General features: G+C 57.0%; 17 protein-coding genes. 4 read left to right on the top strand and 13 right to left on the bottom strand.

The annotated features are described in order from the left end of the window. Positions 1-26 precede the first annotated feature (26 nt). Together bfr and WLY71_RS24525 are read right to left on the bottom strand one after the other, a co-directional pair. The gene (bfr, locus tag WLY71_RS24530; protein ID WP_056742015.1) at positions 27-500 is read right to left on the bottom strand and encodes a bacterioferritin; all 474 of its coding nucleotides are present in this window, start codon (positions 498-500) and stop codon (positions 27-29) included. 198 nt (positions 501-698) lie between these two features. After that, entirely contained in the window at positions 699-917 is a 219-nt protein-coding gene (locus WLY71_RS24525; RefSeq protein WP_008155585.1) for a bacterioferritin-associated ferredoxin, read from the bottom strand. 301 nt (positions 918-1,218) lie between these two features. On the opposite strand from WLY71_RS24525, the gene WLY71_RS24520 reads away from it, so the two are divergent. Further along, on the top strand, positions 1,219-1,821 hold the full coding sequence (locus tag WLY71_RS24520; RefSeq protein WP_064679479.1) for a peroxiredoxin: 603 nt from the start codon (positions 1,219-1,221) through the stop codon (positions 1,819-1,821). 68 nt (positions 1,822-1,889) lie between these two features. Here WLY71_RS24520 and rnt read toward each other — a convergent pair whose 3' ends face one another. Both rnt and pyrC read right to left on the bottom strand, forming a co-directional pair. Beyond that, on the bottom strand, positions 1,890-2,567 hold the full coding sequence (gene rnt, locus WLY71_RS24515; RefSeq protein ID WP_046047091.1) for a ribonuclease T: 678 nt from the start codon (positions 2,565-2,567) through the stop codon (positions 1,890-1,892). Next, positions 2,564-3,610: a dihydroorotase gene (pyrC, locus tag WLY71_RS24510; RefSeq protein ID WP_347805612.1), complete on the bottom strand. Its 1,047-nt coding sequence runs from the start codon at positions 3,608-3,610 to the stop codon at positions 2,564-2,566. The genes rnt and pyrC overlap by 4 nt, the downstream gene beginning before the upstream one ends. Before the next feature lie 159 nt (positions 3,611-3,769). Here pyrC and WLY71_RS24505 point away from each other — a divergent pair, with 159 nt between their 5' ends. Further along, entirely contained in the window at positions 3,770-4,678 is a 909-nt protein-coding gene (locus WLY71_RS24505) for a flagellar protein MotY (protein WP_347805611.1), read from the top strand. A gap of 129 nt (positions 4,679-4,807) precedes the next feature. Then, entirely contained in the window at positions 4,808-6,025 is a 1,218-nt protein-coding gene (locus WLY71_RS24500) for an argininosuccinate synthase (RefSeq protein ID WP_007898502.1), read from the top strand. Positions 6,026-6,185: 160 nt separating this feature from the next. Here WLY71_RS24500 and WLY71_RS24495 read toward each other — a convergent pair whose 3' ends face one another. Then, complete coding sequence (locus WLY71_RS24495) at positions 6,186-6,818, bottom strand: hypothetical protein (RefSeq protein ID WP_347805610.1); 633 nt, start codon at positions 6,816-6,818, stop codon at positions 6,186-6,188. A gap of 579 nt (positions 6,819-7,397) precedes the next feature. Between WLY71_RS24495 and WLY71_RS24490 the strand changes: the two genes are divergently transcribed. Then, a complete protein-coding gene (locus WLY71_RS24490; RefSeq protein ID WP_008155570.1) occupies positions 7,398-8,024 on the top strand; it encodes a response regulator transcription factor in 627 nt (208 codons plus the stop codon). A gap of 87 nt (positions 8,025-8,111) precedes the next feature. Here the strand turns inward: WLY71_RS24490 and WLY71_RS24485 are convergent, their stop codons facing one another. The 8 genes from WLY71_RS24485 to metG all read right to left on the bottom strand — a co-directional run bounded on the left by WLY71_RS24485 (position 8,112) and on the right by metG (position 14,999). Continuing rightward, on the bottom strand, positions 8,112-8,291 hold the full coding sequence (locus WLY71_RS24485) for a PA3496 family putative envelope integrity protein (RefSeq protein WP_347805609.1): 180 nt from the start codon (positions 8,289-8,291) through the stop codon (positions 8,112-8,114). A 106-nt stretch (positions 8,292-8,397) separates the two neighbouring features. Further along, on the bottom strand, positions 8,398-9,036 hold the full coding sequence (gene nth, locus WLY71_RS24480) for an endonuclease III (RefSeq protein WP_129438022.1): 639 nt from the start codon (positions 9,034-9,036) through the stop codon (positions 8,398-8,400). Positions 9,037-9,061: 25 nt separating this feature from the next. Further along, complete coding sequence (locus tag WLY71_RS24475) at positions 9,062-9,649, bottom strand: Rnf-Nqr domain containing protein (RefSeq protein ID WP_347805608.1); 588 nt, start codon at positions 9,647-9,649, stop codon at positions 9,062-9,064. Further along, positions 9,642-10,253, bottom strand: coding sequence for an RnfABCDGE type electron transport complex subunit G (locus WLY71_RS24470; RefSeq protein WP_347805607.1), 612 nt, complete (start codon positions 10,251-10,253; stop codon positions 9,642-9,644). Before WLY71_RS24470 ends, WLY71_RS24475 begins: the two co-directional genes overlap by 8 nt. Then, on the bottom strand, positions 10,250-11,242 hold the full coding sequence (locus WLY71_RS24465) for an RnfABCDGE type electron transport complex subunit D (protein WP_347805606.1): 993 nt from the start codon (positions 11,240-11,242) through the stop codon (positions 10,250-10,252). Before WLY71_RS24465 ends, WLY71_RS24470 begins: the two co-directional genes overlap by 4 nt. Beyond that, positions 11,229-12,239, bottom strand: a complete 1,011-nt coding sequence (gene rsxB / locus WLY71_RS24460) for an electron transport complex subunit RsxB (protein ID WP_347805605.1) — start codon at positions 12,237-12,239, stop codon at positions 11,229-11,231. Before rsxB ends, WLY71_RS24465 begins: the two co-directional genes overlap by 14 nt. After that, the gene (locus WLY71_RS24455) at positions 12,236-12,805 is read right to left on the bottom strand and encodes an Rnf-Nqr domain containing protein (RefSeq protein ID WP_347805604.1); all 570 of its coding nucleotides are present in this window, start codon (positions 12,803-12,805) and stop codon (positions 12,236-12,238) included. Before WLY71_RS24455 ends, rsxB begins: the two co-directional genes overlap by 4 nt. A 142-nt stretch (positions 12,806-12,947) precedes the next feature. After that, positions 12,948-14,999, bottom strand: coding sequence for a methionine--tRNA ligase (gene metG / locus WLY71_RS24450; RefSeq protein WP_095132521.1), 2,052 nt, complete (start codon positions 14,997-14,999; stop codon positions 12,948-12,950). Positions 15,000-15,205: the final 206 nt, after the last annotated feature.

Here is a 15,205-nt window from a genome sequence, read left to right as displayed (position 1 = left end):
GCTCCTACACAGCTCCTACACAGCTCCTACTCTTCGCCCATCTGCGACTGCAGATAGTTCTCAAGACCGACTTTATCGATCAGGCCCAGTTGGGTTTCCAGCCAGTCGATATGTTCTTCTTCGGATTCAAGAATATCTTCAAGCAGTTCACGGCTACCAAAGTCGCCAACGGTTTCGCAATGAGCGATAGCCACTTTGAGATCCGCATGACCGGTGCGTTCGATACGCAGGTCGCATTCAAGCATTTCCTTGGTGTGTTCGCCGATCTGCAGCTTGCCCAGGTCCTGGACGTTCGGCAGGCCTTCAAGGAACAGGATGCGCTTGATCAGCTTGTCCGCGTGCTTCATCTCGTCGATGGATTCGTGGTATTCGTGCTTGCCGAGCTTGTTCAGGCCCCAATCTTCGTACATGCGTGCATGCAGGAAGTATTGATTGATCGCGACCAGCTCATTGGCAAGGATTTTGTTGAGATGCTGGATGACTGTAACGTCGCCTTTCATGATGGGGTCCTGCCCTAAGTAGCTGTCTATAAGGCAGAGTTTGAGCCGCGTAATTAAGAGTGTCAAACCTAAGTTATTGAAACTTAAGTGAAAATTAATCGGAATAAGAATGTTTGTGTTCCGCGTCTAGAGCGTAAGCGATTGATTTTCAGACATAAAAAAACCGGACATCAAGTCCGGTTCTTTGAAATACGTTAATTACGCGGCCGTAAATTCTACAGGGTACGGAATCGCGGCCTGGGCCGATTGCAATTTGGTCAGGGTTTCGCGGACCACTTCCTTGGCAAGGCAGGCACATTTGCCGCATTGGCTGGCTACGCCGGTGGCCTGACGGACTTCCTTATAGCTGCAGCAACCTTCATAGATCGCTTCGCGGATTTGACCGTCGGTGACGCCAGTGCAGAGGCAAACATACATAAGTGAAAACCGTCGCTGGTTGTGACTCAATTGCGATGGATCTTAATGTTAACGAGAATGATTGTCAAAGTGGTTTCTGAAAGCTTTGATCAGGGCTGACGAACGGTTTCCTCTCAGCATCGATCACGAGGAAAACCCGTCGACTGCATTTCCCCTGACAAAAAACCGTTAAGGACAGGTCAAAAACGCAGTGTATGATGGCCGGTCCTTATGAAGCGGGTTCGTGTCACAGGGCTGTCGCCTGAAGGTGGCAGGCTGGCGCAAACCCGGAACTTCACGTTTTTACACCAGGAGATATCCAATGAGCGTACTCGTAGGCAAACAAGCCCCTGACTTCACCGTACCGGCCGTACTCGGCAATGGCGAAATCGTAGACAGCTTCACCCTGTCGTCGGCCATCAAAGGCAAATACGGCCTGGTGTTCTTCTACCCACTGGACTTCACCTTCGTTTGCCCGTCCGAGCTGATCGCTCTGGACAACCGCATGTCTGACTTCAAGGCACGCAACGTTGAAGTGATCGCCGTTTCTATCGACTCGCACTTCACCCACAACGCCTGGCGCAACACCCCGGTCAACAATGGTGGTATCGGCGAAGTTCGCTACACCATGGCTGCCGACCTGAAGCACGAAATCGCCAAGGCTTACGACGTTGAGTCCGAAGGCGGTGTGGCTTTCCGTGGCGCGTTCCTGATCGACGACAAAGGCGTTGTCCGCTCGCAGATCATCAATGACCTGCCGCTGGGCCGTAACATTGAAGAGCTGATCCGTCTGGTCGACGCTTTGCAATTCCACGAAGAGCACGGCGAAGTTTGCCCTGCCAACTGGAAAAAAGGCGACAAAGGCATGACCGCTTCGACCGAAGGCGTCGCGGCTTACCTGACCGAGAACGCTGCTGCGCTGTAAGGCACGTTTGAGGCATAAAAAAACCGGCCGTTGAGGCCGGTTTTTTATGGGCGGGATAAACCCAACGATCAGTCGTTGTAGTCTTCCCAGCCGCCCATTTGTTTCCAGCGATTGACGATGCCGCAGAACAGCTCGGCCGTCTTCTCGGTGTCGTAGCGAGCCGAGTGGGCCTCACGACCGTCGAAGTCGATGTCGGCTGCTGAACAAGCCTTGGCCAGTACGGTTTGGCCGTAAGCCAGACCGGCCAGGGTTGCAGTATCGAAGCTCGAGAACGGATGGAAAGGGTTACGTTTCATGTCCAGGCGCGCGACGGCGGCGTTAAGAAAGCCCAGATCGAAGCTGCTGTTGTGCCCGACCAGAATCGCCCGTTTGCAACCGTTGGCTTTCAGTGCCTTGCGGATGCCGCGGAAGATGTCGGTCAGCGCTGCTTCCTCACTCACTGCCATGCGCAGCGGGTGATCGAGTTTGATCCCGGTGAATTCCAGAGCGGCCGCTTCGATGTTCGCGCCTTCAAAAGGCTCTACGCGAAAGAAGTAGGTGTGGTCGGGGTACACAAACCCTTTTTCGTCCATGCCGATGGTGGTGGCGGCAATTTCCAGCAAGGCGTCAGTGGCAGAGTTGAAACCACCGGTTTCAACGTCGACAACGACTGGCAGGTATCCACGGAAGCGCTCAGCCATCGGGTGGCGTGAACCACCTCCGCCGCCTTGACCGTCCTGTTCGTCGTCGAAATGGTCTTCACTCACGCGTGTTCCTCCAGCAGGCGCCAGCGCAGTTTTTCACCGGCGCGCAGCGGGATTACGGTCAGCTCGCCAAATGGCAGGCTGGTTGGGGCGGTCCACTCTTCGCGGACCAGGGTGATGCGATCGGTGTTCACCGGCAGGCCGTAGAAACGCGGGCCGTTCAGGCTGGCGAAGGCTTCGAGCTTGTCCAGCGCGTTGCGCTGTTCGAAGGCTTCGGCATACATCTCGATCGCTGCATAAGCGGTGTAGCAACCGGCACAGCCGCAAGCGGCTTCTTTGGCGTGCTGGGCATGGGGCGCCGAGTCGGTGCCGAGGAAGAACTTGTCGCTGCCGCTGGTGGCGGCGTCGAGCAGGGCTTCCTGATGGGTGTTGCGCTTGAGGATCGGCAGGCAATAGAAGTGCGGCCGAATCCCGCCCACCAGCATGTGGTTGCGGTTGTACAGCAGGTGATGCGCGGTGATGGTCGCGCCAACATTGGCCGAAGCTTCATTGACGAACTGCACGGCGTCGGCGGTGGTGATGTGTTCGAACACCACTTTGAGGCTCGGGAAGCGCTCGACCACACGACGCAGGTGCTCATCGATAAAGAATTTTTCGCGATCGAACACGTCGACATCGCCACGGGTGACTTCACCATGAACCAGCAAGGGCATCCCGACTTCGGCCATGGCCTCAAGTGCAGGGAAAATCTTGTCGATGCTGGTGACACCGGAGTCCGAGTTGGTGGTCGCGCCGGCCGGGTACAGCTTGGCGGCGTGAATGAAGCCGCTGGCCTTGGCCTCGCGAATTTCTTCGGGCTGGGTGCGGTCGGTCAGGTACAGCACCATCAACGGTTCGAAGCCGCTGCCAGCCGGGCGTGCAGCGAGAATCCGCTGGCGATAGCCGTCGGCTTCGGCGGTGTTACGCACCGGAGGTACCAGGTTGGGCATGATGATGGCGCGACCAAAGGTGCGCGCGACATCCGCGACTGTATTGGGCAACACAGCACCATCGCGAAGATGAATATGCCAGTCGTCGGGACGCAGCAGGGTCAGGCGGTCGGACATGAGGGGATTCCAGGCGGGTCAAACTGAGGGGAATGCTACCGGAAAAGACTCTTCCAGGCACTCGCTATCAAGTTTTGCAGGAAGCTTCCGATATCCAACAGGTATGCCGTAAACATCTGTGTGTCGGTCTTTTTGTTGTAGAAGCCAGTGGAGCCTCCCGTGCGCCAGCGTTATTTAGCCTTGCTCAGCGTGTTTGCCAGCCTTCCTGCGATGGCGCTCACTTTCCAGACCCGTCTGGAGAGCATCGAGTGGACGGTCGAAGGTGACAAGTTCGAATGCCGCCTGACTCAGCCGATCACTGATTTTGGTTCGGGCGAATTCGTGCGTCGCGCTGGCGAGCAAGCGACGTTCCGTCTGAAGGCCTATAACTCGATGATCGGCGGCGGTTCGGCCACCTTGCTGGCGGCGGCTGCACCCTGGCAGCCGGGGCGTGGCGACATCAACCTCGGTTCTGTGCGAATCGGCAGCGGCAATGTGTTGTTCAACAGTTCGCAAGTTCAGGCTGGCCGCTTGATCAGTGGCCTGATGGATGGCCGCAGTCCGGTCGTTCGACATTACTCGGGCGATGGCCGTGTGTCGGAAGTGCGTCTGTTGCCAGTCAAGTTCAGCAAGGCATTCAACGACTATCAGGGCTGCGTGGCGAAGCTGCTGCCGAAGAATTTCGAGCAGGTCAAGCAATCGCAGATCGGCTTCCCCGGCGAAGGCATCGATCTCGACGCGCAGGCCAAGGCGCAATTACAAGTGATGCTGGAGTTCATGAAGGCTGATCCGACGGTCAACCACATCGAGCTCGATGGCCACTCCGATAACAGCGGAAACCGCCTGACCAATCGTGATTTGTCGCGGCGTCGGGCCCTGGCAGTCATGGAGTTCTTCAAGGCCAACGGCATTCAGGAATCGCAGGTCACCGTGCGCTTTCACGGCGAGCGTTATCCGTTGGCGCCCAATACCAATTCCTACAACCGGGCGAAGAACCGTCGGGTCAATGTGCACCTCGCGCGCGTTGCGCCCACCGAAAAGCCGGCCCCTCAGGCCACTGCATCGGCGAGCGCCGCGTCGACCTCCTGAACCCGCTGTTATCGTCGCTCACTCGACATAATCTGTCGCTTCGTCGTCATAAGCTGTCGCGCCTCTGTAAATTATCCTGCATGAGCGGTAGACTTGACGGCTTTCCGTAGAACCCCGTGGAGTGATGGCATGGCGGACGTAAACAAGGTCGTTCTGGCGTATTCCGGCGGCCTGGACACTTCGGTGATCCTCAAGTGGCTGCAGGATACTTATAACTGTGAAGTCGTGACCTTCACCGCTGACCTGGGTCAGGGCGAAGAGGTCGAACCTGCGCGCGCCAAGGCACAGGCCATGGGCGTGAAAGAGATCTACATTGACGACTTGCGCGAAGAGTTCGTGCGCGATTTCGTTTTCCCTATGTTCCGCGCCAACACCGTTTACGAAGGCGAGTACCTGCTGGGTACTTCCATCGCTCGTCCGTTGATCGCCAAGCGCTTGATCGAAATCGCCAACGAAACCGGCGCTGACGCCATTTCCCACGGCGCCACCGGCAAGGGCAACGACCAGGTTCGTTTCGAGTTGGGCGCCTACGCCTTGAAGCCAGGCGTGAAAGTGATTGCTCCGTGGCGCGAATGGGACCTGCTCTCCCGTGAGAAGCTGATGGATTATGCTGAAAAGCACAACATCCCGATCGAGCGTCACGGCAAGAAAAAATCCCCGTACTCGATGGATGCCAACCTGCTGCACATCTCTTATGAAGGCGGCGTGCTGGAAGACACCTGGACCGAGCACGAAGAAGACATGTGGAAATGGACCGTCTCCCCGGAGAAGGCTCCAGATAAAGCGCAATACCTGGAACTGACCTACCGCAACGGCGACATCGTTGCACTGGACGGCGTCGAAATGACCCCGGCTACCGTGCTGGCGACCCTGAACCGTATCGGTGGCGAACACGGTATCGGCCGTCTCGACATCGTTGAGAACCGTTACGTGGGCATGAAGTCCCGTGGCTGCTACGAAACCCCAGGCGGCACCATCATGCTGCGCGCCCACCGTGCGATCGAATCGATCACCCTGGACCGCGAAGTGGCTCACCTCAAAGACGAGCTGATGCCTAAATACGCCAGCCTGATCTACACCGGTTACTGGTGGAGCCCTGAGCGTCTGATGCTGCAACAGATGATCGACGCGTCCCAGGCCCACGTGAACGGCGTTGTGCGCCTGAAGCTGTACAAGGGCAACGTGATCGTCACCGGTCGCAAGTCCGACGAATCGTTGTTCGATGCCAACATCGCGACCTTCGAAGAAGATGGCGGCGCCTACAACCAGGCCGACGCGGCGGGCTTCATCAAGCTCAACGCGTTGCGCATGCGTATTGCGGCGAACAAAGGCCGGAAGCTTTTCTGAGACCTTTGACCGTAGTGGAACGAGAGTTGTGGCCTTGTCGGTGACAAGGCCACAATTTCTGAATAGGGGGAGTTTTCCTGCCGAACATCGTGTTATCAGCGCTCTTTTTGTATCTGTAATACCTTCCTTCTGTTTCCTCTCTCTGAATGCTCTTCAAGCGTTACCTGCTGCGTGTCAGGTAAAAAGAGTGATCAAGAATCGTCAGGCCGTGTGAATTCAAATTGTAAGCAATGCAAAGCGTTGGTCCGCTGCGATTCTTTGCCTGTTTTGATTGCTTGCTTGCGCTTTCCTTAAGTAGTGCCTCCGAATCGGTACAGGTGAGAAATACGATCACTTGTGCAGGGCTTCCCTGTGGGGGCCGGTTTTTTTCAATCCATGCACCGAATTCCATTTTCTTGTTTAGCCACCGCGCATCGACGATGTGCAGGTTTTTTAGCTGCTCGGCCATGCAAACGTGCTGTAGAGCCGAGAGGCCCGTCTGAATATCGATCCGGGCGGGAGGGGCCTTCAGGTTATCGGGCCGCTGACCGCGATCAGTGTTGTCCATCACTTTTATAAAATGCTTTCCCTTGCCGAAATCGGATGGCGCGTACAGCGACCGGTAGTTGAAGTTGAGTGTGGCGAAGAAAAGAAAAAGCAAATAAAAAGGAAAGCTGATCAGGAACCAGACATAGAGCTCCCGCTCCTTGTTGTCGAGAAAGGGCAGTGAGACGGCGGCTGATGTTTCAGAAATAGCGGCAAATATTGCAATAACTGTCATGGGGTTGATGATTTTTTTCTTTGATTTGATCATGTCTTTTTCTCATGGGGATATTGTTTTTTCTCTATTGATTAATGTTTTTGGTTTTCAGTTTAATAACTAAGTGGTCGGTGTTTGTATTTGTGCAGTACTCCTTTTGAGTTTTAGATTTCGAAGGTTTGATAGTAACGGTATTGAGTGTACAGCGGGTACCTCTGTTGTTGAGTTTTAGGTGGTGATGGATTGAGTTTGTTGTTGAAGTGTTGCCTGGTGTGATTTTTTTATTACAACCTTGATGTGCGGTATTTGGGGTATGGGATTTCAAGTGGTAATATCAGTTACTTTTAAGGGTAGCTCAATAGTCAGTATTCGTTGGATCTCTTGCGACGAACCCTGCTATTTGGTTTTCTGGTTGTAAACAGAAACAAAAAAACGGCGGATAATCAAAATGTTTTCAGGTTGATAAAATTTTTACCCCCACGGTATTTTTGGGAATTTTGTAAGACTATTCTTTAATGTCTGTAGGGAATGTCTCTCGGTGTGGGTGGCCGAGGGGGGCGGCATGCCATGGGTGAAACGACTAGGCTATCGTGCGGGCTCTAAAAATTCGAACAGCGAAAATTGGACTTGCCCATGAATAAAGTGCTGATCGTGGATGATCACCCCGTCATTCGTCTCGCGGTACGTATGCTAATGGAGCGTCACGGCTACGAGGTTATTGCAGAGACAGATAATGGCGTGGATGCGTTGCAACTTGCCCGTGAGCATATGCCGGATATTGTCATCCTGGATATTGGAATACCAAAACTTGATGGGCTGGAAGTCATTGCGCGTCTGACATCGACAGCAATGCCCATGAAAGTACTGATACTAACTTCCCAGGCACCCGGGCATTTCTCTATGCGTTGCATGCAATCGGGTGCTGCAGGGTATGTCTGTAAGCAACAGGATCTCACTGAATTGCTCAGTGCAATAAAGGCAGTATTGTCAGGCTACAGTTACTTTCCGAATCAAGCCTTGCATACCGTACGTTCCAGTTTGGGGAACGCCAGTGAAGCCGATATGGTAGATCGACTGTCGGGACGGGAAATGATGGTCTTGCAACAATTGGCCCGAGGCAAGACCAACAAGGAGATCGCCGACGGAATGTTCCTCAGCAATAAGACCGTCAGTACTTACAAGACTCGACTGTTGTTGAAGCTCAATGCCCGCTCCCTGGTCGACCTGATCGAATTGGCTCAACGCAATGGTCTGGTGTGACTGCCCCAGCGTTTGACGAAGCGCGATGAGCGGGGGGCATCAGGCGGCACTTAGTAAAAAGCCTCCGTTTCGGGAGGCTTTTAGGTGTCATAGGTCAAAATCGTAATCGTCCAATTGCTTTTGCAGTCGGCGCTCCTCCAACAGATTGTCGATGGTACGGCGTTTGCTCAGGTTGGTCTTCGCCACTTCAACCACCGGTTCAGCATCATCAGCCTCAACAGGGGTGAAGTCGTCTTCTACGTCCAATTGCTCTTTGCCAGTGCTCATAGTGTTACTCCAGGCTAAGACTGCCTTTGGCGCTCCTTATATCGATAATCTCCCGGCGGGTAAAAAAGATTTTTTCAATCGATAAATCGAAAAACCTAATAGTGCCTCAATCGTCCGACGTCTTTTGCTTGTATTCGCACAAGTCTTCGATCCGGCAACTGCCGCAGCGAGGCTTACGGGCCAGGCAAACGTAGCGTCCGTGGAGGATCAGCCAGTGATGGGAATCCAGCAGATATTCCTTCGGCACGAACTTCATCAGTTTTTGCTCAACCTCGACCACATTTTTGCCTGGAGCAATGCCGGTACGATTGCTGACCCGGAAAATATGCGTATCCACGGCCATGGTCAACTGACGGAATGCGGTATTGAGCACTACGTTGGCGGTCTTGCGGCCGACGCCGGGTAACGCTTCCAGTTCTTCACGGGTTTGCGGCACTTCACCTCCATGACGTTCCACCAGCAAGCGACAGGTCTCGATCACGTTTTTCGCTTTGCTGTTGAACAGGCCGATGGTCTTGATGTATTCCGACAAACCTTCGACACCCAGGGCATAAATCGCCGCCGGTGTATTTGCCACCGGGTAGAGCTTGGCGGTGGCCTTGTTGACGCCGACATCGGTCGACTGCGCCGAGAGAATCACGGATATCAGCAATTCGAACGGCGAGGAGTAGGCCAGTTCGGTCTTCGGTTCCGGGTTGTCTTCGTGAAATCGGCGAAAAATTTCCAGACGTTTTGCGGCATTCATGGGCAGTGCGTTTCCTCGAAGGCGGTCAGTGTGGGGGCGTCGAGCGGGTCCAGGCCTGACGTGCGGCGATCAGCAGTCCCAGCAGAATGAATCCGCCAGGGACCAGGGTGGCCAGGTGCAAACCACCGTCGGTAGTCAGCACCCAGCCTTGCCAGTCCCCTTGCGCAGTGCCGGCTAGCCATGTCAGATGGCTGCCTAGTGTCCCGCTGCCGATGAGTTCGCGCAGCAAGCCAAGGCCCGCCATCAACGCGCCGAACAAGCCACACAGGCGCAGGCGAACACGCCAGGCGCTCTGGAAAAAACCGGTGTGTTCCAGCACAACGCATTGCAAGGCAATCAATCCTGCATATAACCCTACATGCTGGTGCCATTGCAGCGACCAGACTTGCGCGGCAAGTTCCGTGCAGCTGGTCAGTGTGGCCGCCAGCAGGACGCTGGCAAGCAAACGTGTCGCCGGGACAAGTTGGGATCGCAAGGCGCCCATGCTCACTCCAAAGGCACTGATCACCACGATGAACATCAGCCACAAGCCCACAGCGGACACTAATGAATCCGTGGCACCGATCAGCGGTGCAAGCATCAGCGAATTCTGCAGCGTCGATGACTTATTCATGAGCGCTGCTCCCGATCAACTGTTGCTGATGTTCGTCGAAATAGCGCAACGCGTCATGGATGGCGTTGATGACCGCTCTCGAAGTAATGGTCGCCCCCGCCATTTGATCGAATTGCCCCTGATCCTTTTTCAAGGCCCAGCCATTGTCGGCAGGTTCGGTTCGGGACTTTCCGGAAAAAGCCTGAAGCCAGGCATTGGGCCAGTCGGCGAGTCGACCGCCCAGCCCCGGAGTTTCGGATTGCTTGAGCGTTTTTACGCCCAGCACCTTGCCGTTTGTGCCGATGGCGATCAGCAATTCAATGGAACCCTCGTAACCCAGGGTTTGGCTGCGCAGCAACACGGCGCTGGTCTGGCCTGTCTTGGTTGCCAGGTAGCCACCTAGCAGCGTGCTGTTGGCCAAGTCGGTGTTTTCGAGGGGGAGCGGCTGTTCCAGCGGCTGATTGTCGTAGCTTTCAGCCGGGAGCAGGTCCAGCAGGTTACGACTGTCGATTAGGCGCTGTTCGGCCGCAATGCGAGGCGCGCTGGTGTGCTGCAGGAGGTAAGTCGCACCAATCCCCAGGGCTGCCAGCAACACCAGGATCACAACGCTCGACGCTCGGCTCATGGCGCACCCCGTTCCAGTCTGGAGGCGGCAAACCGCTCCAGCGCAGGCACACAGAGGTTCATCAACAGCACGGCAAAGGCGACGCCGTCCGGATAACCTCCCCAGGTACGAATCAGGTACGTCAGCAGCCCGACGCCCGCGCCGAACAGCAGTCGCGCGCCGGGGCTTTTCGCGCCGGACACCGGTTCCGTGACGATGAAGAATGCACCCAGCATGCTCGCGCCAGTGAGCAGATGAAACAGCGGCGAACCATGTGAGTCGGAGCCCGAGCCGTTCCAGCACAGCAGGCTGATGATGAACAGGCTGGCCAGCATGCCGACCGGCGCATGCCAGCTGAACACCCGTCGTTGCAGCAGAAACGCGCCGCCCGCCAGAAAGGCCAGGTTGACCCATTCCATGCCTCGGCCGCCGAAGTGGCCGAACGCCGGGTTAGCGGCAAACAGTTCGTCCATGGTCAGGCTTTTGTTGATCCGCAGGCTGTCCAGCGCCGTGGCCTGGACCCAGGCATCTGGCTTCTGACCGAGGCTGAACCCGAACACCTGCTGCAAGCCTCCGATCAGGTCCGGACCATGGGATGACGGCCAGTGGGTCATCTGTTGGGGAAAGGTCACCAGCACCAGGGCGAAGCCTAGCATTGCCGGGTTGAACGGATTCTTGCCAACGCCGCCATACAGGTGTTTGCCGAACACCATCGCGAACGCCGCGGCACAGACCGTCAGCCACCACGGACAATAAGGCGGCAAGGCCAGAGCCAACAGCGTCGCGCTGATTAGCGCACTGCCGTCGCTCAAAGTCGGCTTGAGCGCTCGCTTGCGCAAGCGCAACACGGTCGCTTCAACGGCCAGTGCGGTAACACCCGTCAGAATCAGGTTGATCAACACGCCCCAGCCATACAGCCAGAAAAACACCAGCGTTCCCGGCACGGTGGCCAGCAATACCAGCTTCATGGCTTGCTGGAGGCGTTCGTCGACCGATTCAAGGGGCGGCATAGGCATCCACCTGACGCTCGGCTTCATTCACCGCGAGTTCCAGGGCTTCGATCTGCTCAGCAGGGGCTTCGCTGGCTTGGGCTTTCTTGAGTTCGGAGCGGCGCATGGCCAACTGGATCTTTGCCCGATTCAGCTGCGCATTTTTCGCCGGAACGATGGGGGGCGCGGCTGGCGGTGCAGTACTTTCCAGTTTCGCCAACGCCTGTTCGGCTGCCTCGAACTGCTGTTGCAGGACGATCAGCTGCGATTGCTGTTCGAAGGTCGGCGGATGCCCGAACGCCTTGAGTGACTTGTTCAGTTGCGCCCGACTCATCGCCAGATCGATCTTGGCCTTTTTCAACGCCACATCCGCATTCGCTGCCTTCTGTGCGCGGACTCGCTCAAGAGCGGCCTGAACCGGATCGAGCGTCGCTACCTCACTGTGCTGGACGGCGCGCTGGGCTCGGGCCTGACGTTCGGCGATTTTCTTTTCTTCTTCGCGATGCAGGCGAGCGTTGCGCTGTTCAAATCGGCGTCGCGCGTGATTGCGCTTGGCCGCCCGGGCGCGATGTTCATCAAGGCTGAGCGCCAGGCCGCCGACAATCGGCAGCACCGTGTCCAGCGGTAACGGCCGCATTTCGATGCAATCCACCGGGCACGGCGCTACGCACAGGTCGCACCCGGTGCATTCATCGACGATCACCGTGTGCATCAATTTCGCCGCGCCGACAATGGCATCCACCGGGCAGGCCTGGATGCACTTGGTGCAACCAATACACTCCGCTTCACGAATATAGGCGATCTGCGCCGGGGCTGAACCGCGACTGACGTCCAGTTCCAGTACCGGCACTTTCAACAGCTCGGCCAGGGCCGCGATGGTCTCGCTGCCGCCCGGCGGACATTTGTTGATCGGTTCGCCGCTGGCAATGCCTTCGGCGTACGGTTTGCATCCGGGGTGGCCACACTTGCCGCATTGGGTCTGCGGCAAGAGGGCGTCGATGCGTTGAATCAGACTCATGTTTTGATCAGTCCGCTGAATCCGAGAAAGGCCACTGCAATCAGCCCGGCGCCGATCAGGTCGATCGGCAAGCCGCGAAAGGGCAGGGGGATATCATTTTCGATTGTGCGTAAGCGCAAGTCGCTGAACAGGCTCAGTACCAGCCAGAAACCCAGCCCGGCGCCCAGGCTCAGGGCCATGGCGTGGAAGAAGCCTTTGTCGTCCTGAGCGTTGAGCAACGTCAGGCCGAGTACGCCGGCGTTGCCCAGCAGCAGGGGCCAGAGGCCATCGAACGCAAGCTTTGGAAGTAACCGGGAAAGCACTTTCAGCAGCGGGCCAATCAGCAGAACGCTTAATGGCAGGAAGACGAAAAGGCGCAGCGACGTCAGCTCCAGCGGGACCAGCAACCAACGGTAGGTCGAGTAGCCCACCATGCCGACGATCAACATCAAGCAAGCCGTCGCAAGGCCCAGCGCGTGGACTTGCCGGTGCTCGTTGCCCAACAGCGGATCGACGCCCAGCGGCCAGTGCAACACGAGGTTGTTGATCAGGGCAGTGCTGATAAGCGTAAGAACAATTTCGGTCATGATCGTGCCGGCAAGAACGGGGCTTTTTAACGGAGCGGTCTAAAAAGCTTAGGCATTATCCGGCAAGGACGGAGGGTGGGCCAGACATGAAAATCCCACAGTCGCGCCAGGCACGACTGTGGGATCGGTTTACAGCAGAGCCTTACTTGATGCGCTGACCTGGCTTGGCGCCGCTGTCAGGGCTGAGCAGGTAGATTTCTTCACCGCCAGGGCCGGCCGCCATCACCATGCCTTCGGAGATACCGAACTTCATTTTCCGTGGCTTGAGGTTGGCGATCATCATGGTCAGACGACCATTGAGCTTGGACGGATCCGGATAAGCGCTCTTGATCCCGGAGAACACGTTGCGTTGCTCATCACCGATGTCCAGGGTCAGGCGCAGCAGTTTGTCGGCACCTTCCACGTGTTCGGCCTTGAGGATCAGGGCGACGCGCAGGTCGACCGCCGCAAAGGCATCGAACTCGATTTCCGGCGACAGCGGATCCTTGGCCAGTTCGCCATTGCCGGCAGGTGCAGCGTCGCCGGTGTCGGTAGCGCTGGCGGTCAGGTCTTCTTTCGAGGCGTCGCTCATGGCTTGCACTTTTACCGGGTCGATACGGGTCATCAACGGTTTGAACTCGTTCAGCTGATGGTTGCTGAGCAAGGTAGCGTGGTCGTTCCAGGTCAGCGGCGCGACGTTCAGGAACGCCTCGGCGTCGGCGGCCAGCAGCGGCAGCACCGGTTTGAGGAAGATCACCAACTGGCGGAACAGGTTGACGCCCAGGGCGCAGATGGCCTGGACTTCGTCTTGCTTGCCTTCCTGTTTGTTCAGCGACCACGGTGCCTTGTCGGCGATCCAGGCATTGGCACGGTCGGCCAGGCCCATGATCTCGCGCATGGCACGGGCGAAGTCGCGAGCCTCGTAGGCTTCGGCGATGCTCGGCGCTGCGGCGAGGAACGCTTCGGTCAGTTCCGGCGCGGCATTACCCGCCACCAGTACACCGGCGTTGCCTTTGTGGATGAAACCGGCGCAACGGCTGGCGATGTTGACGACTTTGCCGACCAGGTCGGAGTTGACCTTCTGCACGAAGTCTTCGAGGTTCAGGTCCAGGTCATCGACGCCACGGCTCAGCTTCGCCGCGTAGTAGTAGCGCAGGTATTCCGGCGACAGGTGGTCGAGATAGGTCCGGGCCTTGATGAAGGTGCCGCGGGATTTGGACATTTTCTGACCGTTGACGGTCAGGTAACCGTGTACGTTGATACCGGTCGGTTTACGGAAACCGGCGCCTTCGAGCATGGCTGGCCAGAACAGGGCGTGGAAGTTGACGATGTCCTTGCCGATGAAATGGTACAGCTCGGCGGTGGAATCCTTGCCCCAGAACGCGTCGAAATCAAGTGTAGGCGTGCGGTCGCAGAGGTTCTTGAAGCTGGCCATGTAGCCGATCGGCGCGTCGAGCCAGACGTAGAAGTATTTGCCTGGCTCGTCGGGGATTTCGAAACCGAAGTACGGCGCATCGCGAGAGATGTCCCACTGTTGCAGGCCGGCATCCAGCCATTCGGCGATCTTGTTCGCCACGGCCTCTTGCAGGGTGCCGCTGCGGGTCCAGGCTTGCAGCATTTCCTGGAAGTCCGGCAGCTTGAAGAAGAAGTGCTGGGAATCCTTGAGCACCGGAGTGGCGCCAGAGATCGCCGACTTCGGATCCTTCAGGTCGGTCGGCGCGTAGGTCGCACCGCATTTTTCGCAGTTGTCGCCGTACTGGTCTTCGGTGCCGCATTTCGGGCAGGTGCCCTTGATGAAGCGGTCGGCCAGGAACATTTTCTTTTCCGGGTCGAAGTACTGAGTGATCGAGCGCGTGGCAATGTGCCCGGCGTCGCGCAGCTTCAGGTAGATCTGGCTCGACAGCTCACGGTTTTCTTCGGCGTGAGTGGAGTGGAAGTTGTCGAAGTCCACCAGGAACTCGGCAAAGTCGGCGCTGTGTTCAGCCTGGACGTTGGCGATCAGTTGTTCCGGGGTGATGCCTTCCTTTTCCGCGCGCAGCATGATGGCCGAACCGTGGGCGTCGTCGGCGCAGACATAAATGCATTGATTGCCGCGGTGCTTCTGGAAGCGCACCCACATATCGGTCTGGATGTATTCCAGCATGTGGCCAAGATGGATCGAACCATTGGCATAGGGCAGGGCGCTGGTGACGAGGATCTTGCGTGGCTCGGACATGGGGCTCGGCTACTTGATGAAACGGAGGTCGGCCACTATAAAGCGCCAGCGCATATTTTTCACCCCCAAGGCCAGCCTCCGCGGACCTTTGTAATTGGATGGACTCGCCCAAGCCGAGGCGTCAATGCGCCACGGTGGCAGTCTAATCAGCCAACGACAGCGAGGGCGAGTCCATGAAAAAGCATACTTCGATTGATCAATCCCTG

It is taken from the genome of Pseudomonas rossensis (assembly GCF_039888995.1).
Taxonomy (GTDB): domain Bacteria; phylum Pseudomonadota; class Gammaproteobacteria; order Pseudomonadales; family Pseudomonadaceae; genus Aquipseudomonas; species Aquipseudomonas rossensis.
The sequence above is the reverse complement of the archived record's forward strand: the minus strand, read 5'-3'. Positions and strand labels throughout refer to the sequence as shown.

Bases quoted from the DNA above. Each gene is read 5' to 3' on its own strand.
- bfr (WP_056742015.1), bottom strand. From the start codon at position 500: ATGAAAGGCGACGTTACAGTCATCCAGCATCTCAACAAAATCCTTGCC.
- WLY71_RS24525 (WP_008155585.1), bottom strand. From the start codon at position 917: ATGTATGTTTGCCTCTGCACTGGCGTCACCGACGGTCAAATCCGCGAA.
- WLY71_RS24520 (WP_064679479.1), top strand. From the start codon at position 1,219: ATGAGCGTACTCGTAGGCAAACAAGCCCCTGACTTCACCGTACCGGCC.
- pyrC (WP_347805612.1), bottom strand. From the start codon at position 3,610: ATGTCCGACCGCCTGACCCTGCTGCGTCCCGACGACTGGCATATTCAT.
- WLY71_RS24500 (WP_007898502.1), top strand. From the start codon at position 4,808: ATGGCGGACGTAAACAAGGTCGTTCTGGCGTATTCCGGCGGCCTGGAC.
- WLY71_RS24495 (WP_347805610.1), bottom strand. From the start codon at position 6,818: ATGATCAAATCAAAGAAAAAAATCATCAACCCCATGACAGTTATTGCA.
- WLY71_RS24490 (WP_008155570.1), top strand. From the start codon at position 7,398: ATGAATAAAGTGCTGATCGTGGATGATCACCCCGTCATTCGTCTCGCG.
- WLY71_RS24485 (WP_347805609.1), bottom strand. From the start codon at position 8,291: ATGAGCACTGGCAAAGAGCAATTGGACGTAGAAGACGACTTCACCCCT.
- nth (WP_129438022.1), bottom strand. From the start codon at position 9,036: ATGAATGCCGCAAAACGTCTGGAAATTTTTCGCCGATTTCACGAAGAC.
- WLY71_RS24475 (WP_347805608.1), bottom strand. From the start codon at position 9,649: ATGAATAAGTCATCGACGCTGCAGAATTCGCTGATGCTTGCACCGCTG.
- WLY71_RS24470 (WP_347805607.1), bottom strand. From the start codon at position 10,253: ATGAGCCGAGCGTCGAGCGTTGTGATCCTGGTGTTGCTGGCAGCCCTG.
- WLY71_RS24465 (WP_347805606.1), bottom strand. From the start codon at position 11,242: ATGCCGCCCCTTGAATCGGTCGACGAACGCCTCCAGCAAGCCATGAAG.
- rsxB (WP_347805605.1), bottom strand. From the start codon at position 12,239: ATGAGTCTGATTCAACGCATCGACGCCCTCTTGCCGCAGACCCAATGC.
- WLY71_RS24455 (WP_347805604.1), bottom strand. From the start codon at position 12,805: ATGACCGAAATTGTTCTTACGCTTATCAGCACTGCCCTGATCAACAAC.
- metG (WP_095132521.1), bottom strand. From the start codon at position 14,999: ATGTCCGAGCCACGCAAGATCCTCGTCACCAGCGCCCTGCCCTATGCC.